The 21,139-nt window shown below is 59.1% G+C and carries 17 protein-coding genes; 1 reads left to right on the plus strand and 16 read right to left on the minus strand.

Going from position 1 to position 21,139, the window contains the following annotated elements:
- Positions 1 to 405: 405 nt before the first annotated feature.
- Positions 406 to 1,293, minus strand: a complete 888-nt coding sequence (locus tag B0G52_RS03720) for a helix-turn-helix domain-containing protein (RefSeq protein WP_094042172.1) — start codon at positions 1,291 to 1,293, stop codon at positions 406 to 408.
- Positions 1,294 to 1,412: 119 nt separating this feature from the next.
- Here B0G52_RS03720 and B0G52_RS03725 point away from each other — a divergent pair, with 119 nt between their 5' ends.
- Positions 1,413 to 2,246: a phytanoyl-CoA dioxygenase family protein gene (locus B0G52_RS03725; RefSeq protein ID WP_233162335.1), complete on the plus strand. Its 834-nt coding sequence runs from the start codon at positions 1,413 to 1,415 to the stop codon at positions 2,244 to 2,246.
- A 111-nt stretch (positions 2,247 to 2,357) separates the two neighbouring features.
- Here B0G52_RS03725 and B0G52_RS03730 read toward each other — a convergent pair whose 3' ends face one another.
- From B0G52_RS03730 to B0G52_RS03800, 15 genes are all read right to left on the minus strand, one after another.
- A complete protein-coding gene (locus tag B0G52_RS03730) occupies positions 2,358 to 3,974 on the minus strand; it encodes a response regulator (RefSeq protein WP_094042174.1) in 1,617 nt (538 codons plus the stop codon).
- A complete protein-coding gene (locus tag B0G52_RS03735; RefSeq protein WP_094042175.1) occupies positions 3,971 to 5,779 on the minus strand; it encodes a cache domain-containing sensor histidine kinase in 1,809 nt (602 codons plus the stop codon). Before B0G52_RS03735 ends, B0G52_RS03730 begins: the two co-directional genes overlap by 4 nt.
- Positions 5,780 to 5,890: 111 nt before the next feature.
- Positions 5,891 to 7,207 (minus strand): ABC transporter substrate-binding protein, encoded by a 1,317-nt coding sequence (locus B0G52_RS03740; protein WP_094042176.1) that lies wholly within the window; start codon positions 7,205 to 7,207, stop codon positions 5,891 to 5,893.
- Positions 7,208 to 7,301: 94 nt separating this feature from the next.
- Positions 7,302 to 8,135: a carbohydrate ABC transporter permease gene (locus tag B0G52_RS03745; protein ID WP_094042177.1), complete on the minus strand. Its 834-nt coding sequence runs from the start codon at positions 8,133 to 8,135 to the stop codon at positions 7,302 to 7,304.
- A gap of 1 nt (position 8,136) precedes the next feature.
- Complete coding sequence (locus B0G52_RS03750; RefSeq protein ID WP_198960587.1) at positions 8,137 to 9,021, minus strand: carbohydrate ABC transporter permease; 885 nt, start codon at positions 9,019 to 9,021, stop codon at positions 8,137 to 8,139.
- Positions 9,022 to 9,239: 218 nt separating this feature from the next.
- Positions 9,240 to 10,178 (minus strand): ROK family protein, encoded by a 939-nt coding sequence (locus B0G52_RS03755; RefSeq protein ID WP_158223570.1) that lies wholly within the window; start codon positions 10,176 to 10,178, stop codon positions 9,240 to 9,242.
- Positions 10,179 to 10,192: 14 nt separating this feature from the next.
- Positions 10,193 to 11,110, minus strand: coding sequence for a helix-turn-helix domain-containing protein (locus B0G52_RS03760; RefSeq protein WP_094042180.1), 918 nt, complete (start codon positions 11,108 to 11,110; stop codon positions 10,193 to 10,195).
- A gap of 57 nt (positions 11,111 to 11,167) precedes the next feature.
- Positions 11,168 to 11,908 carry a sugar isomerase domain-containing protein gene (locus B0G52_RS03765; RefSeq protein ID WP_094042181.1) on the minus strand — a complete coding sequence of 247 codons (741 nt, stop codon included), beginning with the start codon at positions 11,906 to 11,908 and terminating at the stop codon, positions 11,168 to 11,170.
- 28 nt (positions 11,909 to 11,936) lie between these two features.
- On the minus strand, positions 11,937 to 14,024 hold the full coding sequence (locus B0G52_RS03770; protein ID WP_094042182.1) for a glucosidase family protein: 2,088 nt from the start codon (positions 14,022 to 14,024) through the stop codon (positions 11,937 to 11,939).
- A 771-nt stretch (positions 14,025 to 14,795) separates the two neighbouring features.
- Positions 14,796 to 15,830, minus strand: coding sequence for a glycoside hydrolase family 88/105 protein (locus tag B0G52_RS03775; RefSeq protein WP_094042183.1), 1,035 nt, complete (start codon positions 15,828 to 15,830; stop codon positions 14,796 to 14,798).
- A gap of 24 nt (positions 15,831 to 15,854) precedes the next feature.
- Positions 15,855 to 16,700: a carbohydrate ABC transporter permease gene (locus B0G52_RS03780; RefSeq protein WP_094042184.1), complete on the minus strand. Its 846-nt coding sequence runs from the start codon at positions 16,698 to 16,700 to the stop codon at positions 15,855 to 15,857.
- Position 16,701: 1 nt separating this feature from the next.
- The gene (locus tag B0G52_RS03785) at positions 16,702 to 17,601 is read right to left on the minus strand and encodes a carbohydrate ABC transporter permease (protein WP_094042185.1); all 900 of its coding nucleotides are present in this window, start codon (positions 17,599 to 17,601) and stop codon (positions 16,702 to 16,704) included.
- A gap of 205 nt (positions 17,602 to 17,806) precedes the next feature.
- A complete protein-coding gene (locus B0G52_RS03790; protein ID WP_094042186.1) occupies positions 17,807 to 19,102 on the minus strand; it encodes a hypothetical protein in 1,296 nt (431 codons plus the stop codon).
- Positions 19,089 to 19,634, minus strand: a complete 546-nt coding sequence (locus tag B0G52_RS03795) for an RNA polymerase sigma factor (RefSeq protein ID WP_233162337.1) — start codon at positions 19,632 to 19,634, stop codon at positions 19,089 to 19,091. Before B0G52_RS03795 ends, B0G52_RS03790 begins: the two co-directional genes overlap by 14 nt.
- A gap of 115 nt (positions 19,635 to 19,749) precedes the next feature.
- The gene (locus tag B0G52_RS03800) at positions 19,750 to 21,096 is read right to left on the minus strand and encodes an ABC transporter substrate-binding protein (protein WP_094042187.1); all 1,347 of its coding nucleotides are present in this window, start codon (positions 21,094 to 21,096) and stop codon (positions 19,750 to 19,752) included.
- Between the last annotated feature and the right edge of the window lie 43 nt (positions 21,097 to 21,139).

The raw sequence follows: 21,139 nt of genomic DNA on the forward strand, positions 1-21,139 counted from the left end.
CGCGCCCCCGTTTCCGCCAAGGCACTTTTGTGGCCTCGACCCCGCGCCCCCGTTTCCATCGAGGCACTTTTTTAGCCTTGACCCATACGCCCCCGTTTCCGCCAAGGCACTTTTGTGGCCTTGACCCACACGCCCCACGTTCCCGCCAAGGCACTTTTGTGGCCCTGACCACGCGGCCCCGTTTCCGTCGAGGCACTTTTTTGGCCCTGACCACGCGGCCCCATTCCGTCGAGGCACTTTTTTGGCCTTGACCCACACGCCCCCGTTTCCGTCGAGGCACTTTTGTGGCCTTGACCTCGCCGCGCCGCTCTCGCCAAGTCACATTCCCGGCCCTGACCACGCGGCCCCGCGGCCCCTGGACCCGGCCGGCTCCTCCGCCTTCTCGCCGGAGCCCATGCCCGGCTTCTATCTGCGGCCCAAACGGTAAGCGCCGGGAGAGACGCGCATCGCCTGCTTGAAGGCTTTGGAGAGGTGATGCTTGTCGGCGAAGCCGCAATACGCCGCGACTTTCTCCAACGGGTAAGCCGTCGTCTCCAGCAGCTCCGCGGCATAGCGCAAGCGCAGCTGCATCAGATAGCGGTGGGGCGGCATGCCATAGCGCTCGCGGAACAAGCAGCGAAACCGCGAGGGGGACAGATGCGCCCGGCGCGCCAGCTCCTCCACGGACAGCGGTTCGGTCAAACGGTAGGACAAGTAAGGAGTCACCCAATCGGGAGAGAAGGGCCCCCTTCTCTCCGCTTCCTGCCGGGGCCGGTAATGATCGCGGATCAGTTGCCGCACCAATTCCATCGCGAGCTGCTGGGCTTCCAGGCGGGTTAACCCGTCCGCCGGCTCCAGCCAGCGTTCAATCGCTCCGACGAGAAGCTCCCGGAAGCGTTCGGGATGGCGCGGCGACAGCTTCACGGGAACCCGGACTCCGGGCATTCCGTCGAGCCGCGGCTGCATCAGCCTCCCGTACGGAGCGAGATCGATCTGCCCCGGCAAAGTGGCGAAGCTTTCCGTCCTTAACGGATGATAGAAAATATCGAAATGAGCGTATGGCGTCGTCGTTCTCGTAATCCCAGCCAGCGTATGCACGGTGCCGGGCTGCAGCAGACAGAAATCCCCCGCTCCCAGCAGCAGCTCTTCTCCCTCGACGGCAACCTCGAGCGTTCCCTCTTCCACATAGACGAGCAAATAATCCAGCAAATTTCGCTTCGCCGCGTACTTCCACGGCTGCCGGACGGGCAGGTCGCAATGGCGCAAGTAGGGAACAACGAGCTGGGCGGTCATCCATTCTTCGAGCGTATGCATCTCCGATCCCTCTCTCCAACCGGCGAATCCCGATCATATTGGACAACGCAATCAGACAGCCGGGATAACGACTTCCGCGCCTCCGACCGCTATTCTAGAAACAAAAGGAGGCCATGAACATGAACAACGACAACCGCGAGCTGCCGGAACTCAACTCCGACTACCCGCTCAGCGACAAGCAGACGTCCCTCTACCGGCAAGACGGTCACATCCGCTTAAAGCAGGTGATGAGCCCTTCCGAGGTGAGCGCCTACGAGCCGGTAATCTCGGAATCCGTCCGCAGGCTGAACAATCACGACAAACCCCTGAACCAACGCGACACCTACGGCAAGGCGTTCATTCAGGTAGGCAATCTGTGGGCAAAAAGCGAAGCGATCCGGCGCTTCACCCTTGCCCGGCGCTTCGCCAAAATCGCCGCCGAACTCATGGGCGTCCGAGGCGTTCGCCTGTACCACGATCAAGCGTTGTTCAAGGAACCGGGAGGCGGCCATACGCCTTGGCACCAGGATCAGATCTATTGGCCGCTCGACACGGACAAGACCGTCACCATGTGGATGCCGCTCGTGCCCATCTCGGAAGAGATCGGCTCGATGACGTTCGCTTCGGGCTCCCATACGAACGGCTACGTGAGCAAGCTGGTCATTTCCGACGAATCCCACAGCACGTTGGGACAGTATATCGAAGCCAAGGGGATTCCGCAGGTCAATTACGGCGCGATGGCGCCAGGAGACGCGACGTTCCATGCGGGCTGGACGCTGCACTGCGCTCCCGGCAATCCGACGGAGCATATGCGCAAAGTAATGACGATCATTTACATGGCCGACGACGCCAAAGTGATCGAACCCCAGAGCAACGTCCACCGGAACGCGCTGGAGCTCAGCCTTCCCGGCTGCAAGCCGGGCGGACCGGCGGCGAGCCCGCTCAACCCGATCGTCTATCGCCAAGAAGGCTGAACGCCGGCAAAACGAAGAAAACCCGGAGCGTCATCCGGGTTTTCTCCGTCCCAGGTTTTCACTTGGCCCGCAGACGAATCCGCAAGGTTCAAGGCATCCGCAGAAAGCCGGTCACTGCCTGTCCCCATCCGGCTGATCCGTTTTGCGAAACTGCTGGGGAGTAAGTCCGGTTTCCCTCTTGAACACTTTGCTGAAATACTTCTCGTCCGCAAAGCCGATTTTCTCCGCGATCTCCCCGACTTTCAGATAAGGATTGCCGAGCAGCAGCTTGGCGTGGTTCATGCGCAGCTCCGTGACGAATTCCTTGATGCCGATCCCGAACTCCTGCTTGAACAGACGGGCCACATATTCCGAATTCATGAAAAACTGGGCCGACACATCCTTGATCATCAACGGCTCGGTGTAATGCCGCTTCAAATAATCACGGACCTCGTAGATCGTCTCCTTCCGTTCCCTGCCCTGCAGCCTTCCGATCTCCCCGGCCAGCCTGAGCAATCGCCGTTCCAGACTCTCCGCCAACCGCTCCAGAGAGAATGCTCCGGTATCGTCCCAATAGACAAGTCGTTGATCCTCCGCCGCCTCCTTGTCCTCTTCCGAGCGTCCCGAACCGGCGTACAGCTCCTGCAGCCACTTCAGCTCCTGTTCCCACCACAGAATCTGCCTGGTCGTCAGGGAGGCGGCTTGCGCGCACCCGGAGAGCAGCTCGGACAGAAACCGCTTGATGTCGCTCCGGCTCTGTCCGGTCAAAATCATCCGCAGCTCCCGTTCCTCCTGCAGAAGCGACAGCATGCCCGCCGGCTCCGCGGTCTCCGCGTATACGCCGTCCGGATCGGGGCGCAGATGGTTGACGCTCTGCCGGACCTCCTCCGCCTCCTCGAACGCCTCCGCCATTCCGTGCGGGAAAAACCGGCGCGAGGAGAGCGCGATCTCCATGCGGATGCCGAAGGTGCGGAGCATCGTGCGGGCCAGCTCCCCGCAGAGCGCCTTCTCATCGCGCGCATCGAACAGCAGCAGCACGATGACGCCCTCTTCCGATTGGTAGCGGAAGGCCGTCCCTCTTCGCGGAAAGTCGAGCAGCTCGCCGGCGACGTTCACGATCGAGAAATACAGCAGATCCTTCCTGTCCGAGAACGCCCGCTCGATGCGGCCCGCCCTCTCCTGGATCCGGCACATGCAGAGCGAATAGGAGCGGCCCTGCCAGAGCCTCCATTCGTCGCCCAGCAGTTCCTCGGCCTCGCCTGCGGGAATGGCCGCCGAACGGTCCACGGTCTGCGTCAGCAGGCTGTCCTTCAGCAGCAGCCTTCGCTCGTTCATCGCCCGGGCGTTGCCGAGCAGGGCGGCCGCCTTTTCGTTCTCCCGCTCCAGCTCTCTCAGCGCGTCTTTTAATCTCTCGTAGACTTCGGTCTCGTCGATCGGCTTGATGAAATAATCGAAGCCCCCGTATTCGATCGTCTTCTTCAGAAAAGCGTAATCCTCATAGCCGCTGATGACGATCGTCTTGTGCGGATACGGAAGCTCCCGGAGCAGTCTCAGCAAATCTACGCCGTCCTTGTTCGGCATCCGCATGTCCGTCAGAATGATCGTCGGCCTCTCCTGTGCGATGATCCGGTACGCTTCCTCTCCGTCCGCCGCCTCAAGCACCGTCGTTATGCCGAGAGAGCGCCAGTCGATGGCCATGCCTAGAAATTTCCGGGTGCGCCTTTCGTCGTCCACGATGATGGCCTTCATGTCCTCTCCTCCCCGATGCCGAACAACAGCGAGCTGTCCCGTTCTTCCATCCGTTCCGGCAGCAGCAGCGTTACCCGAAACCCGCCGCCTTCGCCGTTTTCCATCTTCGTCTCCGCGGAATCCCCGTAGTAGAGCCGAATGCGGCGGAACAGATTGACCAATCCCACTTTGCCGTACGACTCATGCTGATCGGGCGGCCGATGCACCGCCTGCGTCACGCTCGCCATTTCCGCTTCGTCCATGCCCGGCCCGTTGTCTTCCACGACGATGCGAAGGCGCGGACCCTCCGCGGCTTCGACCTTCTCCACACGGATTGCGAGCCTGCCGTTGCCGGATTGGCGGTCGAAGGCGTGCTTGAAGTAGTTCTCCACCAGCGGCTGGATCGTCATCTTCGGCACGAACCAGCCGTCGTTGTGCCGGTCCGCCTCGATCTCGACGCTCAGCCGTTCCTCGAAGCGGTGCTTCTGCAGCTCCAGATAAGCTTGAACGTGCTCGATCTCCTTGACGAGCGGCACCGACTCTTCCTCGAAATCCATGCTGTAGCGCATCATCTTCGACAACGACCGGATCAGCCGGTACACTTCGAAATCTTCGTTCTCGTAAGCGAGCGCGGCCGTCGATTGCAGCGCGTTGTTCAGGAAGTGGGGGTTCAGCTGCGCCTGCAGCGTATTGAGTTGCTGCGTCTTGTTCTGAATCTCCAAATTGTATTCCTTGATCATCAAGGAGCGGATCGTCTCGACCATCGACTTGAACTGGTCTCCGACGATGCCGATCTCGTCGTTGCCAAGCCGGTCGAAGTCCACCTGCATATGGCCTTTCTTGATGCTGCGGATGTTGCGGACGAGCACCTGAAGCGGCCGGGTAATCTTGAACGAGACGAGCAGGGTAGCCGCCACGGCCAGCACCAGCGCCAGGCCGCCGATCCACAGATTCATCTTCACGATCTCGCGCGCATTCCGGTTCAACGTGTCGTACGGAATTTGCTTGACCAGCAGCCAGCCTTCGTTTGTCTGCTGAAGCCGGTTGTACACCATGATCCCCCGGAAACCGCCTTCCTCCCAGCTCCAGTGTCCGCTTGGGCGGTCCTCCCGTCTGATCCTGTCCAGCCAGTCGGCCGAGGACGGCATTTCCCCGGTATCCGAGGAACGGAACAGCGCTTCCCCCTCCGGGTTGAGCAGCAGAAACTCGCTTTTCCCCGGCACGTACAAGTCTCTGACCAGCTCGCCGATCTCCTTCGCGTCGATCGTAATCGTCAAGTAGCCGAGCACGTCGTCGCCCGGAATGTCCACGAAGGCCCGCCGGTACGTGAATTGCCGCCCTTCCGGCCGTTCCAGGGCGAAATGCCCCCGATACGGATTTTCCAGCGCCCTGGCGTAGCCGTCTTCGGCATCGCCTTCCTGCGTATACTGCCTCCACAGCGAAGGCGTGAGCACGAACGTCAGTCCCGACCGCCTCATATACAGCTCGACTCTCTGGATATTGGGACTCGAACGGATGACCGTCAGCAAAATATCTTTCACGCCCGCGGACAGCGTATCGTCGCGCGACATCTCCCTGCGGAACAGATTGTTCGCCGCCGCGTTCGTGTAGAGCGAGAGGCCGAGCTGGTCGATCCGCTTCAAATAGGCATCGATGTTGCGGTGCCCTTCGGACAGGAGATTAATGTTTTCCTGGAGCGTCTGCTCCGCGACGGAGCGGCTCGTCAGTTGGTAGTTGAACACGATCGCCACCCCGAACGGCACTACCGTCGCCAGCAGCAGAAGCGCGATCAGCTTGCTGCGGATGCTGAACCGTATGTCGGCCATCGGCTGCTCCCCCTGTTTCTTCGATGTCGTCCGCGCTCCCGGCGGGAAAAAGGCAAAACAAACCGTAAGCCCGAAGGCTTAGGGTTTGTTCCGGGGAAGCTCGTCGGCTCCCTATTTCTGACTCAAGTTTTTCCAGGCTTCGTCCATCTTCTCCAGCACGAGGTCGTAATCGAGCTTGTTGGCGACATAACCTTGGACAAGCGCGTAAAACTCGTTGTACGTTCCGTCAGGCCATTGGTTAAAGCTCCACGGAACGGTTTTGCCCGCTTGCGAATATTTCACCACTTCCTGCGACAACGAGCTCAGGCCGTCGGCCGGAATGTTGTCGTAGGCGGGAATGAATTGGAAGTCCTTGGCCAGGTATTTCTTGCCGGTCTCGGAGCTGACCATCCAGTCCATGAACGTCTTGGCCGCTTCGATCGCTTTCGAATCCTTGTTAACCGCCCAGAACATCGGCGTGCCGACTTCGAGACGGTCCATCCGCTCGGCGTCGTCGTTGATCGGCACCGGCATCAGGCCGATGTTGCCGAGATCCGGATTCATCTGGCGCAGCGGCATTTCCGCCCAGTCCCCTTGATGGATCATCGCGACTTCTCCGTTGGCGAGCAGCGTTTCCTGCGTCTTGTAGTCCGTCGTAAGCGGGTTGGCATACCCGTATTTCAGCGTCAGATCGAGAAACTTCTTGTAATCTTCAAAGATCGGGTTGCCTTTCATCGCAGCCGTCCCCGTCGTCAGGTCCTGAAGGAACTGGTCCGGATCGTCCTGCTGCGCGAACGCGATATTCATCTGCTGCATGCCGAGAATCCACCATTCCCCGTAGCCGTTGCCGAACGGCGTAATGCCTGCCGCCTGCAGCTTCTCCGCCGCCGCTTCCAGCTCCGACAGCGTCTTCGGCAGCTCGGTAATGCCGGCCTTCTCGAACAAGTCCTTGTTGTAGACCAGACCGAAGCCTTGCAGATTGTAAGGCATGCCGAAGAGCTTGCCGTCCAGCGTCGCCGCTTCCTTCGCGAACGGAAGCGCGTGCTCGGCCCAAGGCTCCCCGGACAGGTCAACGATGCGCGACTGCCACAGGCTCAGCATCGACGGTCCGTCTACCGCGAAAATGTCCGGTCCTTGCCCGGCGGCAAACCGGGTTTTCAGATCCGACTTCCAATCGGCGCTGCCGCCGACGATGTCGTTGACGATTTTAATATCGGGATGCTCCTTCTCGAACTCCGCCGTCATGGCGTTGAACGGCTCGGCGATGTCCACCATGAAGTGAAACACGCGCACCTCCTGAATTTCTCCCGCCGCTTGGGACGGAGACTCCGCGCCCTGCGAGCCGCTCGCCTCGGGACTGCCGCTTCCCGATTCGCTGCCGCCGCCGCACCCTGCAAGCAGCCCCGCGATCAGCGCAGCCGAGGCCAAACCTGTCCAACGTTTGTTCATTTCTGTTCCTCCCCGATTTTCATTATAGAAGCGTATGTGAACCTTTTCCTATGGAAAAGAATGTCACCTTGGCGACTCGGCCTCTTCGGCCTTCTCAGCCTTTGACGGAGCCCGCCGTAATCCCGCGAATGATGAACCTCTGCAAGCCGAGGAACAACGCGACGATCGGCGTCATCGACATGACCAGCGTGGCCAGCGCCATGTCCCACTGCTTCGCGTATTGGGCGAAGAAGGAATAGAGCGCAAGCGGAATCGTGTACATTTTCGCCTGGTGCAGCACCATGACGGGAAGCAGGAAGTCGTTCCAGATCCACAAGCTGTTCAGAATGACCGCGGTCATCGTAATCGGCTTGAGCAGCGGGAACACGATTTTCCAGAATAGCCCCTGCATGCCGCAGCCGTCGATTATCGCCGACTCTTCGATCTCCGTCGGAACGGATTTGACGAACCCGTGGTACAGGAAGATCGTAAACGGCGCCCCGAGCCCGAAGTACAGCACGACCAGGCCCGGCAGGCTTCCGATCAGCTCCAGCTTGCCGCCGATCTGCATAAGCGGAATCATGATCGATTGGAACGGAATGACCATCGACGAGACGAACAGCAGCAGGACGATCTGGCTGCCTCTGCCCGCCCGCCGGGCCAGCCTCCAGGCGGCCATCGAGCTGAGCAGGACGATGCCGGCGTTGCTCAGGACGGTGACGAACGCAGAGTTGAACAGCACGTTAGGAAAATTCGTCGCCTTCCAGGCGCGGACGTAATTATCCGTGATGAACGCTTCCGGCCAATTGGCCGACCGGCTCATAATGTCCGGAAACAGCTTGAAGGAGTTCAGAACGACGAGATACAGCGGATACAGGAAGACAAGCGCGCAGACGACGATCGCAAGCTCTAGCAGCAGGGTTTTCCAGGAATAACGGTTTCCGACCATCTTACATCTGCACCTCCCGTCTTTTCGTCAGCGTAACCTGCAGCAGCGTAATGGCCGATACGACGAGGAAGAAAATGACCGCTTTCGCGCTTCCGAGCCCGTAACGATTGTTCTGGAAAGCTTCGTTGTAGATGTTCATCGTGACCGATTCCGTCGAGTGGAACGGGCCTCCGTTCGTCAGCGACAGGTTCAGGTCGAACACTTTGAACGAAATCGAGAGCGACAGGAACAAGCACACGGTAATCGACGGCATGATTAGAGGAAGGATGATCCGAGTCAACGAACGGAAGCCGCCGGCTCCATCGATGCGCGCCGCTTCCATAATCGACGAATCCACGTTCTGCAGCGCGGAAATGTAGATGACCATCAGGTACCCGCTGATCTGCCAGACGAAGACGATCACCATTCCCCAGAACCCGGTCGAAGCGTCGCCGAGCCAGCTTAGCTTGAAGAACGACCAGCCCGTCATGTTCCCCAGAGATGGGAAGCCTCTCAGAAAAATGAACTGCCAGATGAATCCGAGCAACAAGCCGGCCAGAATGTTCGGCATGAAGAAGGAGACGCGCAGCACGTTCGTCAGCTTCAGATGTCGGGTAAGCGCCAACGCGAAGCCGAAGCCGATCAGGTTGCTGAGCAGCAGGGAAATCATCATGAAGCGGAACGTAAACCAGAACGATCGCAGGAACCGGTCGTCTTGAGTGAACAACCGGACGAAATTGTCGAGTCCGACCCACTCCGCGTTGCCGCTGACCCCGTTCCAGGAGGTCAGGGAATAATAGAAGCCGAACAGAAACGGAAGCAAGGTCAGCGTGATAAAGAAGAGCAAGGCCGGTCCTATAAACACGGCGTCGTGGAAGAGCTTGATTCTGGTATTGCGGCCTGGCACCGGCTTTCGCCTCCTTCGTGTTTGTCCCCGGGCGCGGCACGGCAGCCGGGGCGTCTTACATGTATTCTAAGCGATGGGCGGCAAGCTCCGAGCGGTACGCATTCGACTGAAAAGGTGGAATAATCCGAGCTTTTTTTCGAACCTTTGAATACGCGAAGAGGCCGCCCCGTCCGGGCAGCCTCTTCGCAGGTTCGACTATCGTCTTTAATCGTACCGGATCACTTCGAAAATACGGCTTCCGCCGCGCCCATGACGCCCGCCCGGTCCGGCAGCGCGGCCGGAAGAACGACCGGCGGCGCAGTTAATACCGCTCGCCCGCGCTGCGCAAGCTCCCGAACGGCGCTCTCGAGCAGCAGCGAGCGGATACGGCTCAACCCTCCGCCGACGACGATCGGGCACTCTCCGAACAGCTGGAACAGGTTCGCGCAGACGGTACCCAGAGCCCGTCCGGCTTCGGTCAGCAGCTTCCGGGCAAGCGCATCCCCCTGGTCCGCCAGAGCGCAGATCCGCTCGACCGACACTCGGCTCCCGCCATCCGGGTTCGCCGATCCTCCCGCAGCCGCTTCGTAACGTTCGGTCAAGCCGAGCCCGGACACGTACCTCTCCAGGCAGCCCCGATTGCCGCACGCGCAGTCGACTCCCTCGGGATAGACGGCCATATGCCCGATATTCAGCGGTCCGCCCATCGGATTCCGGTAGACACCTTCCGGCTCGATCAAGCAAGCGCCCACACCCGTGCCGATGGCGACGTACAGGAAACGGTCGAACTCCGCAGCCGCGCCGCGGCGACTTTCTCCCAACGCCCCCATAACGACGTCGCTGTCCAGCGTAACCGGAACGTTCCACCTTTTTTGAAGCAGCGCGGCCAAGGGCACGTCCGACAATCCCAGGTTAACCGCGTACCGGACCTCGGTGCGCTCCTCGTTCAGCAGCCCCGGCACGCCGACGCCAATTCCGGCCAACGTCCCTTGCCCGGGAGCTTCGCGCAGTTGCGCGGCTATTTCGTCCGCCAGCCCCGGAACGTCCAGCGCGCCGCTTCCCGTTCTGGGCGTCGGGAAGGAGCGGAAGCCGACCAACATCCCATCGCGGTTCACGAATCCCGTCTTCACGTTGGTGCCGCCGATGTCGACGCCCAATGCCCATTCGATGCGGGACAAGGGCCCACGTCCTTTCAATGATAGTAATAATAGTGGTTAAGGGGATACGACGTCTCCAGTTCGTTAACCGGAGACAGATGCTTCAGATGCGGCGCGGAAAACCGCTGCCGGTATTGGGAAGCGGTCATTCCCTTCACGCTCATGAACGTCCTGTAGAAATAGTGCACGCTCTGGAAGCCGACCGAATAGGCGATTTCCGAGATGCTCCGTTCCTCCGTAACCAGCAGTTGGCACGCCCTGTCGAGCCGGCGCATCAGAATCGCCTTCTGCGGCGACATTCCGGTGTACTGCACGAACTTGCGGGTAAAATGCTCATGGCTCCAGCCGGCCTCTTGAGCCAGGCGGGCGACCGCAATCGGCTCTGTCAGATGGCGATCGATATAATCCAGCGCCTTCAGCACGGGAAGGGAATGCTTCGTATCGAAGATCGGCGCGAGCTTGGCGGAAGGCATCCCTTTAAGCCCTTCAAGCTCCGCCAGCGCCGAGAGCAGCAGCAGCTTGCAGCGCTCCTGCCACAGATACAGCTTTTTGCTGGACAGGAACAAAATCTGCCGGATGAGCTGGGGGACGAACGTCTCTTCGACGGAATGCAGGCAGACGGATTCTTCCGGCCGCTCTCCTTCGTCGGAACGCTCCTCGGCGATCCGGTCGAGATAGAAGGTAACGAACAGATGCCTGACCGGGTGCGTCTTATCGAATTCGTACGAATACGTCTCCCCCGGCGGCGTGATAATGACGCACGGTTTGCTGAGTACGAACGATTTGCCCGGGCTTACGTAACGGGTATCGGACCCGACCGGAAAAAACACGATCTGATAGCTGTCCAGACAGACCGGCCCGTACACCCAGCCCGGCTTCACGACGAAGTCGCCGGATCTGACGAATCGAATGCGGCTCAGCTCGGCGGCGGAAGGAATCCAATCCAACGACATGCACAGTCCCCCTCTTATGCCCTCATTGTACTACATTCCCTCCGCCGCCACGCCGGATCAAGCTTTTGGAAAATAACGGATTCTCGACTGGTAAGCTCCCGCCAAATCGGCGTTCCCTTCGGCTCCCGGTCCGTTGGCGCTTTGGAACATCGGCGGTTTCGCGCCCCGCGAATCGAGCAGCGAGACGACTTCGGCCACGATCATCTGCATGATCAGAATGCCCGTCAGCGTAGAGGTCGGGCCGAAGCGAACCGGGGAAGCGCCCGCGGTCGCAAGAGCCGCATCGCCGGGGACGCCGCAATTGTCGATGACCAGGTCAGCGACGTCCGCCAGCTTCAACCCGTCGCTGTGGCGCGACGAGACCGATTCGCTATGCCGTCTGCTCATGATCGCCACGACCGTCAAACCTTTGCGCTTGCAAGCCTGGGCGACCTCGATCGGAACGGCGTTGATCCCCGAATTGGAGACGACGACGGCGACCTCTCCCGCTTCCAGCCGATAACCGGATACGAGAACTTCGGCGTACCCGTGCAGCCGCTCCATCTCCGTCGAACGCCCCACGTTCAGCTCCATCAGCGGAAATTCGAGCATGGCATCGACGCAGGCCAGCCCGCCGGCGCGGTAGAAGACGTCCTCGGCAACCATATGGGAGTGGCCGCTTCCGAATACGTGGAGAACGCCTCCGCGTTCGATGCTGCCGGCGATCGCTTGCGCGGCCTGCCGAATGACCTCGATCTGGGTATCGGCAATCGCCTTGGACGTCGCCTGGACGGTCTGCCAATAGGAAAGTGCGGACATGAACGATAACCTCCCTTAGTGCCGGCGATCACGCGCCGGCTTCGATAATGACGGAGCCTCCGAGGAACTTCGCGGGCACGACCAATTGTCGCCCGTCCGGTAAGAAGCCTGCTTCTCCGTTAATCGTAATGCGCTTGCCCTGGTACTCTTCCGGCACGTAGACCACGACTTTATCCGGACGATTGCGCTGCGGCAAGTCTATTTTCGCCCGGAGACCCCCTTCATGCCCGGACGCCTCGAAGCTCATCAAGCCGAACTCCGTCAACGCGTCGCGCACGCGCACTCCCTTCTCCAGCCATTCCGGCGGCAGGCCGAGACCGAGATGGAGCGTCGCCCCCTCTTCGAGAATGAGCATGCGGCGAAGAAGAATCATATACGTCGCATGTCCGTAAATATGCGGCAAGGTGTCGTTCCAGGACAGGCGGTACTCGTAGAAAATACCTTCGGGAAATCCGTGCGTGGACGTGGTATGCTCCAGCATGGCGAAGAAGTGCTCGATTACTTTGCGGTAATCTCCCTGGATGAGACGGGTTTGCGTGATGTAGGTCGACATATACGGATGAATCGCCTTCATCGGCAGGTCGAGAATGAGCTCCGTCTGGCCGTTCCACGCGCATACGCCTTCGACGAATGACTGCTCGGCCCTGTCCATCGTGGCCCCGACTCTCGGATCGTCCTTGTCCACGATCGGGAACGGGAAGATCATCTTGATGTTGCTCCAATGCGTCCCCTTCAGCTCGTAACTCGGTGGAAAATAGTCCGCGCCCGCTCTGTCCAGCGCCCTCAGCACGCAGCCCAAGTATTCGTCAAAGGCTTCGTGGAATGCCGCGGCGTCCTCGGTCCGCCCCGCATGCTCGGCCAGCAGCGCGAAGCACTTCAGCCCCCGGAGGCTCCACAGATCGTAGCCGACGATGTGGGAGCTGCCGTCCCACAGACACTCGCCGTCAGCCAGCGAATTCGGCATCAATCCGTAGTACGGATCGTCCTTCGGCAGATCCGTTTTGCGGCGCTTCAGAATCCATTCCGCAGCCCGCTTGAGGTCTGGGTACTTCAGTTCCAGCCATTCCCGGTTGCGGCTCAGCATGTAATATTGGTACAGCCCCCACAGCCCTTGTCCGGTACCGTCCAGCTGTCCTTCATGGCTGACGAAGCCTCCTTCCTTGTCGATGCTGCGCTCCCAGAAGAAGGGCAGATTCTCGTCCGCTTCTTTCGTATAGTTGAACATCTGCATCGCGTAGTTGATGAACGCCGCGTCCCTCGTCCAGAACAGATCGTAGAACCCTTCCCCAGGGTGGATTTCTCCTCTGTCTCGGGTCATGAACGTATAGACGATGGAAGCCCTCAGCGTATTGAGCGCCTTCTCGTGCGGAATCTCAAACTGCGTCCCCCGGTCGAGGAACGTCTCCCAGAACGTCTCCACCTCCGCCCGGCATGCCTCGAACTCCTCGCCCGTCCGCAGCGCTTCAACGTCCGGTACCGGCATATAGGGGATTCTCAGCTGCACGGACGCGCTCTCGCCCGGCGCGAGCTCGCATGAGAACGTCGCCGCTGCTCCGTCGAAGGAAATGGAGATCGGGTCGTCGCCCTGCGCGGCCAGCACGATGCCGTTGCCGACGCTTGCGGTCGTGAACTCCCCGGCTCGACCGCGCTGAAGCGGCTTTCTCGTTACGCTGGACGGCGTGTAGTGCTGAGTCGCTTCGACGGCAAACGCGGCGGATCGGATTTGTTCCGACGCATTGCTGATCGTGAGACGGACGCAGTTCACGTAATTGTCCTCTTCCGTCTCCATGCCGTCCAGCGGAGCGCCTTGGAGCGATCCGGCGAACATCTCCGTCCGATAGCGGATCGCCTCGTCAACCAAGATGTCGGTCATGACAATCGGCAGATAACCTTTCTTCATGACCTTGATCACGTCCGCTCCGTAAGGCATCCAAGCGCCGTCCGCCGTCTGGGCGAACAGCGAGATTCTCCTTTTCTCTCCGACGTAGAGGGAGGATTCCGGAGAAACCCGCGTTCCGGTCGGATAATCTTTAAGGCCGATCAGCGTAAAAGAATTCGCGTAATATTCCGGCTCGTCGTACAGATTGCGATAATTGGTCCCTGTGTTCAAAATCATGGTTTCACGCCCCGTCTATGAATGGTGAAGTCACGTTCATTATCCCGTATTGGGCTTGGGGCGAACAATACAGGGAACAGGCAGTTTTATGCACGCATTTGATTTTACAGGCGCAATGAACAAAGGCAGCACTCTCGTCTCCTTTCTCTGCTTTTGCCGCTATCCCTTTCCGTCAGTTCGTCAGCTTCTTCCCGCTCACTTTCCTCTCCTTTTGTCGCTATCCCCTTCCGTCAGATCTCCCCATCATCACACCTCCCTTTCCTCCCTTTTGGCGGTATCCCTTTCCGTCAGTTCGTGCTATCTCTCACCTTTCATACTCTGCGCCCTTTGTCGCTATCCCTTCCGGTCAGTTTACGCCACACCCGTCCAACACTTTTTCGTCCCGCTTTGCCGATATCCCCTCCGGTCAGTCCACTCTATATCTGTCCTACCGCTTTTCGCTCCGAGCTATCAGGATAAAGACAAATAGAGGTATGTCCGATCTCTCAGGAGGCGTACGACCAACCTGATTGAACGGGATACCGGCAAAGAAAGGGAAAGCAGCTATGTACCTATTCAAATGCGGCGCAGAAAAGCTGAGTCGACGGGATACCGGCAAAAGAGCGGAAAAGGCGCAACGTACCTATTCAACATGCGTGCAGACAACCTGACTGGACGGGATACCGGCAAAAGAGGCGGAAAACGATAAATCGCCAAAAAGAAGCTGCCCCGCAAGTCCCGGCAACCGAAATTGCCCTTCAAGACTTGCGGAACAGCTCCGCGCCTATCGATTCAATAAGGATTTTTGCGAACGTTCAGCACGTCCGCGAGGAACGCCAGCGTCAGACCTTGGCCCCAGCCCTGGATACGCTTGTCCGGCACGCCCTTGTAGCCGTCGGCGTTCTGCATGACTGCCGTGCCGGCGGACACCCCCGTTACCGTGCCGTCCTCGGTAATACGAGCAAGAATGCCGTCGATGGAGCGCTGCGTATATTTGTTGTACAGCCTTCCCTTGGACAGCAGCGCAGCCGCGATGCCCGCCGAGCCCGACGTCTCCAGCGGAGAGGTCGGATCGTCGAGGATCGTGTGCCATAGACCGGACGACTCGTCCTGCAGCCGGACAAGCGCGCTCAACTGATCGCGCAGCGAGCCTTCGATAATCATGAAGTTCGGCAGGTCGACCGGCACGATGTCCAGCGCCCTTGTCATCGTCAGCGCCGCCCAGGAGTTGCCGCGAGCCCAGTGCACGCCGGACATGTGATTGCCCGCGATATTGTCCCAGCCGTGGTAGTACAGGTTCGTACGCGGGTCCTGCAGCACGTTCTCATGCCCGTGATACTGCCGCAAGCCGTCATTGAAATAATCTTCGCGATTCAGCAGCTTGCCGATCCGCAGCAGGAAGTAGCCTGCCATAAACATCGTGTCCACCCACGCCTGCTCGGGGAAGTTGTACGTCTCCGAGTTGACCGTGTGCTGGAAGATGCCGTCCCCGAACCGCGGAGCGTCGTGCGTCAGAAACTCCGCCATCTCCTTCGCCGTCTCGATGTATCGTTCATCCTTCGTCGCCTCGTATAGCGTGAGTAAGGAATGGCCGACCGACACCCCGTTGACCGACAGCTTGGGCAGGCCATCCTCCCTATTTTCATCCACCCAGGCTTTGACTCGTTCCAGATACTCCGCCTTCCCCGTCGCCGCGTAAGCCTCGCACACTCCGTAGAACGCGACCCCTCCGGGCCAATCCCAGCTGAAATCCATACGGAACGTCCGCTCGACCACCCGGTCGATCGCGTCTCTGATTTCGTCGTCGTTAAACTGCAATGCTGGCATATCGTCTGCTCCTCCCAATGTAGATTACCCCTTCAAACCGCTTGTGCTGATACCGTCGACGATGTACTTCTGGAAGATGAAAAAGATCACGAACACCGGTACGAGAGACAACGTCGACATCGCGAACATTCCACCCCAGTTGTTGAGCGACTCCCCGTCCAGGAACAGCTTGAGCGCCAGCGACACCGGATACAGCTCGGGCTGGTTCAAGTACAGCAGCGGGTGGATGAAGTCCTCCCACGTCCAGTAGAAGGAGAAGATCGCCGAAGTCATCATCGCAGGCACGATCAGCGGCAGAATGACTTTGAAGAAAATGCCGTACTTGCTGCACCCGTCGATTTTGGCCGCTTCGTCGAGATCCGCGGGCACCGTCCGGATGAATTGCATGATCAGGAAAATGAAAAACGGAATGCCGAGAAACTGCGGCACGATCAGCGGCTTGAACGACTGCAGCCAGCCGAGTTCCGAGAACATGATGTACTGCGGAATGATCGTCACGTCGCGCGGCAGCATCAGCGTCAGCATCATGCACCCGAACCAGAAGCCCCGTCCGAAAAACGGAATGCGCGAGAACGCGTAAGCGACGAGAGCCGAGCTGCACACCGCCCCGATGGTCGACAGGCTGACGATGATGAACGAGTTTTTGAAGAACGTGCCGAACGAGTTGCCCGCGAAGCCCGCCCAGCCGGAGGCGTAGTTGCCCCATTCGAGACTGCTCGGAATCAGGCTGTACGCCGTCGTGAAAATTTCGTCGTTCGGCTTGAGCGAGCTGGCGACCAGCCACAAAATCGGATAGATCATGCCGAGCGCCAGAAGGCCGACCAACAGGTGATAGAAGACGGTTTTCCATTGTCTGCGCGAGATCGCCATGTTATCTATCCCCCTTCGATTCGTAGTGGACCCAGTAGCGCGAGGACTGGAAGATGAGCAGCGTCACGAGACCGATGGCGATCAGCGCCACCCAGGCCATCGCGGAGGCGTATCCCATCTCGTAAAACGTGAATGCCCGCTTGTACAGGTACAGGGAGTACAGCAGCGTTTCGTCGAGCGGTCCGCCTTCGCCGCGCGAGATGATGTAGGCCGGCGTAAACGTCATGAACGCGGAGATCGTCTGCATGATCAGGTTAAACAGAATAATCGGGCTGAGCAGCGGCAGCGTGATCTTGAAAAACTGCCGAACCTTGTTCGCGCCGTCCACGCTCGCTGCCTCGTAGTAGTCCTTCGGGATGTTCTTGAGCCCCGCGAGGAAAATGAGCATCGACGAGCCGAACTGCCAGACGGACAGGGCAATCAGCGTCCATAGCGCAGTGCCGGGATTGCCGATCCACGACGTGCTGGATTCGATGCCGATCAGACCGAGCGCGGAGTTGACCAGTCCCTTGTCTCCGAACACCTGCGACCATAGGATGGATACCGCCACGCTGCCGCCGATCAGGGACGGCAGGTAGTACGCGGAACGGTACAGCCCGATGCCCGCGATCGCCTTGTTCAGCAGCATCGCCACGCCGAGGGCGAAGGCGAGTCTGAGCGGCACGCTGGCAAGCACATAGTTCAGCGTGACGGAGATCGACTTGGCGTACTTCTCGTCGTCGGTGAACATTTTGGTGTAGTTATCGAAGCCGACCCAGCTCGGCGCCTCCAGCAGGTTGTAATTCGTGAATGAATAGTAGAGCGACGAGAAAACCGGGTAGACGATAAACAGCAGAAACCCCAGAATAAACGGGGCGGCGAACGCATAGCCGACCACGTGGTCGTTCTCTCGCAGTTTCATGGTTTCAGCTCCTTGGACGATAGTCGGGTGCAGGCTTGACCAGCCTCGGCCGGCACGTAAGTAAACGTTTGCTTATATGCTTATTATGAAGCCCGAAAACGCACATCTGAAGGCAAAAAACCGTTGTTTTTGTTCAATTAGCCGACTTCAAGAGAGGAGGTACGCAGAGTTGGGCACTCTATAAAAAAGAACGAATTCCTCGACATCAAGGAATTCGTTCTTCATCTGCCAATCGGAGCTGATGCTTCTCGGGAACCGGCTCGAAAATATAGCGCACCGCGCCATCTTGCCCGGCCCCTCTGCCTCCTTCCACGACCAATCTGCCGTCCGCGGCCTTCGGCAATTCCTCCGGCGACGTCGTCCAGGCAAGATGATTCTTCTCGCCGTCCCTGAACGTATAGTTGGCCGCTTCCCCGGTAGCTTTGTCGACGCCGTAAACATAGAAGTCCAAGGCGTGGCAATCGGCATAACGAGGAAGGAACACAAACAGTTCGATATCCGGAAGCTCCAGCTTCCTGAATTCAATAGTTTCGTTCCCTTGCCAGATCATCTCGAGTTGTTCGAAGCTTTGCACAACCGTCTCTTCGCCGGATAATCGATGGAGAACCAGCTCGTAATTTCCGAGAAACCGGACATCTGTCTCCTGCCCGAGACAGCTCGGCGCGCCCAGCATCCGAACGCTCTCGTCGCCGGATTTATCGGGCCGCAGCTGTAATTTTCCTGCGGCGGAATCCCCGACAGCCCGAATCCCCTCGTTAGGCGTGGGCAACTCCGAATCCGAAGAGCTATCGGAAGCCGTCGGGTCCGCTCCCGGCGGCTCCCCCACCGCCAGAGGCGCGTCGTGTTCGATGACCGGCCCGAGACGGGTTGTGCCGATTGTCCCCTCGCCGGAGTGCATTTTGGCAATAACGCGCTCCACCTTGCGGTCCCTCCAGTTGATGATCAGTTGCGCTTCGATCTCCCCATTGCGGATTCCGTCGAGATCGAAGCCATCCTCCGGATCGTTAACCGCTTCGCCTTGTCGAACTTCATACCCGTCCCGGACGCCGAAGTCGTAACGCCATAGATCGACTGCGCTCCACGTCGATATATCGTTCGGGTCTTCCCTGTGCTCCTGGGGAAAGTCCCGACGTACAGACATACCTTCATAATCGTTGCCGAACGCTTGCCGAACCTCCTCCTGCGTCATCCCGATTCGCAGCCGGTCCATGAAATTTCCGACCGTCATTATCGGCTCCTCCTCTCCTCCGCCGCCGACGCTCCCGTGGCGGTCCGAATCGAACGGTTGGCCTGACGTCGCCAGAACGGCAACTGCGATGAGCAAGACCGCAGCAGCCGCCAGCGCGGCCGCCCTTGCATTCAGACGCGTCTTTCCTGTCCTTCTCTTCTGTCCCGCTTGCGCCCGCGCCTCCACTTCCCGCTGCCGATCCGCACCGAATACGTCCCCCTCGAATGGTCCTTGTTTTAATCGCGCATACCATTCCGGTTTAGCTTCCTTCAACGCTCTCAGCCTCCTCCATCAGCGTCCTCATTTTGGCCCGAGCTCGATGCAGTCTGGATTTTACCGTCCCGATCGAGACCCGCAGCAATTGCGCCATTTCCGCCAACGGCATTTCATATTGAGCCTCCATAAGGAGCACCTCCCGGTATTTCGGAGGAAGCTTCATGACCGATTCCCAGATCGAGTCCGTATACGCGCGATTCATGAACTGCTCCTCCGCGGAAGGAGCGCTCGGCGCTTGATAGAGAAAATCGAGCAGCGTCACTTTGCGGAAGAACGCGGACCTCCTATAGTTAATGACCCTGTTGCGCGTAATGGAGAAAAGCCAAGTCCGCATCGACGATTGCCCTCGGAAGGAGGCAATATGCAGATACGCCTGCAAAAACACGTCCTGCGCGATGTCGTCGGACACATGGCGGCTTCGCGTCAACAGGAACGCATAATTCCATACTTCCGCCCCGTATTCCTGCATCAGATCCTGAAGAGAAGCGGACTGCATGCGGGAAACGTATTTCAAATAATCGTACTCCACTCCGCTCACCTCGATAAGTTAGACAACGCAGCGCGCAAAAGGTTCCCGAATTACGGAACTTTAAAACAAACCGGGCCCGCGGAAGCCGCGAGCCCGATCAAACAAGAAACCCATTTTAGTTTTTGGAGAGTATTTTCGTCGCTTCCTCGCGGAACTTGGCCGCGCCTTCTTCGACGGTCAGCTTCTTGTACAGAATTTGCTCGGCCGTATCCTTGAGCAGCTTGTCGACCTCGACGGCGCCGACCGGGTTCGGAGGGTCCATCTGGCTGCTGTTCTGCTCGGCCCATGCGACGTAGTCGAACACCTTGGCCTGCTCCGGAGTCAGGTCCGGCTTCAGCGCTTCCTTCACCTTGGAGGAGACCGGAACGCCGCGCTCGCCCATGATGATCTTGTTCGCTTCGATGTTGTTGACCCAGAAGTCGATGAACTTCGCCGCTTCTTCCTTCACCTTGGAGTTTTTGGCGATCGAGAAGTACATGCTCGGCTTCAGGAACAGAGCCTTGTTCTCGTTCCAGCCCGGCACCGGCAAAATTTCGAACGGACGCTTCGCCACCGTGGAGGACAGAATATATTGGTTCGACCAGCCCCACGTGCTGACCGCGTTGCCCATCTCGAGCTCGCCGTCCTCCGGCGTGCCCTTCTTCTGCGCCAGCTTGTCGAGGGACAGCAGATAGCCGTTGTTGTACCATTCCTGATATCTCGTGTAGAAATCGATGAAGAGCTGATCGTCGGTATAGCCCAATCCTTTGCCGTCGGCCGCGTACATGTGCTGGCCTTTGCCTCTCAGATAGAACGGGAAGAATACGTCGTGGCGAAGATCCGCCGTCAGCAGCTTGCCTTGCGACTTCATGACCGGGCCGAGCTTCGTGAAGTCATCCCAAGTCCAATCTTCGTTGGGCATCGTGCCGCCCGCAGCTTCCAGCATCGCCTTGTCGATGACGGCCAGCAGCGCGTTGGAGCCGAGGTTCATCGCGAACAATTGGTCGCCGAGCTTGCCGCCGGAGATGGACGCCTCGCTGATCGAGCTGACGTCGATCGTGCCGTTCTGCGTGTAAGGAGTCAGATCTTCCAACTGACCCCGGCCGCCGTATTGCGACAGATAGGAGATATCCATCTGGATGACGTCCGGAAGATTGCCGGCCGCCGCGTTAGGCGCGAGCTTCTTCCAGTGGTCGTCGAATGCGGCGTATTCCGGCTCGATCGTCACGTGAGGGTTCAGCGATTCGTACAGCTCGATGACCTTCAGCGTGTAATCGTGACGGGCCTGGCCGCCCCACCAGGCGACGCGCAGCTTGACCGGATCTTTGCTCTCGCTGGCCGACGCGGACGGGGATGCGTCCGCCGAGCCTGCGGGAGACGAAGCCGGAGCGGAGCTGGCCGCTTCTTTGCCGTTGCCGGAGCCGCAGCCGATCAGGCTGATGACGAGAGCGAGCAGGACGATACCGGTTAATGCTTTTTTCATTTCTAAATCCTCCCCTTTGAGATCGGTTGAGTTGTTAGTGCTT

Source organism: Cohnella sp. SGD-V74 (genome assembly GCF_003001675.1).
GTDB lineage: Bacteria > Bacillota > Bacilli > Paenibacillales > Paenibacillaceae > Cohnella.

Excerpts from the sequence above, each read along its gene's own strand:
- B0G52_RS03780 (WP_094042184.1), bottom strand. The coding sequence starts at position 16,700 with ATGGCGATCTCGCGCAGACAATGGAAAACCGTCTTCTATCACCTGTTG.
- B0G52_RS03785 (WP_094042185.1), bottom strand. The coding sequence starts at position 17,601 with ATGAAACTGCGAGAGAACGACCACGTGGTCGGCTATGCGTTCGCCGCC.
- B0G52_RS03745 (WP_094042177.1), bottom strand. The coding sequence starts at position 8,135 with ATGGTCGGAAACCGTTATTCCTGGAAAACCCTGCTGCTAGAGCTTGCG.
- B0G52_RS03730 (WP_094042174.1), bottom strand. The coding sequence starts at position 3,974 with ATGAAGGCCATCATCGTGGACGACGAAAGGCGCACCCGGAAATTTCTA.
- B0G52_RS03735 (WP_094042175.1), bottom strand. The coding sequence starts at position 5,779 with ATGGCCGACATACGGTTCAGCATCCGCAGCAAGCTGATCGCGCTTCTG.
- B0G52_RS03760 (WP_094042180.1), bottom strand. The coding sequence starts at position 11,110 with ATGTCGTTGGATTGGATTCCTTCCGCCGCCGAGCTGAGCCGCATTCGA.
- B0G52_RS03725 (WP_233162335.1), top strand. The coding sequence starts at position 1,413 with ATGAACAACGACAACCGCGAGCTGCCGGAACTCAACTCCGACTACCCG.
- B0G52_RS03800 (WP_094042187.1), bottom strand. The coding sequence starts at position 21,096 with ATGAAAAAAGCATTAACCGGTATCGTCCTGCTCGCTCTCGTCATCAGC.
- B0G52_RS03770 (WP_094042182.1), bottom strand. The coding sequence starts at position 14,024 with ATGATTTTGAACACAGGGACCAATTATCGCAATCTGTACGACGAGCCG.
- B0G52_RS03740 (WP_094042176.1), bottom strand. The coding sequence starts at position 7,207 with ATGAACAAACGTTGGACAGGTTTGGCCTCGGCTGCGCTGATCGCGGGG.
- B0G52_RS03765 (WP_094042181.1), bottom strand. The coding sequence starts at position 11,908 with ATGTCCGCACTTTCCTATTGGCAGACCGTCCAGGCGACGTCCAAGGCG.
- B0G52_RS03720 (WP_094042172.1), bottom strand. The coding sequence starts at position 1,293 with ATGCATACGCTCGAAGAATGGATGACCGCCCAGCTCGTTGTTCCCTAC.
- B0G52_RS03775 (WP_094042183.1), bottom strand. The coding sequence starts at position 15,830 with ATGCCAGCATTGCAGTTTAACGACGACGAAATCAGAGACGCGATCGAC.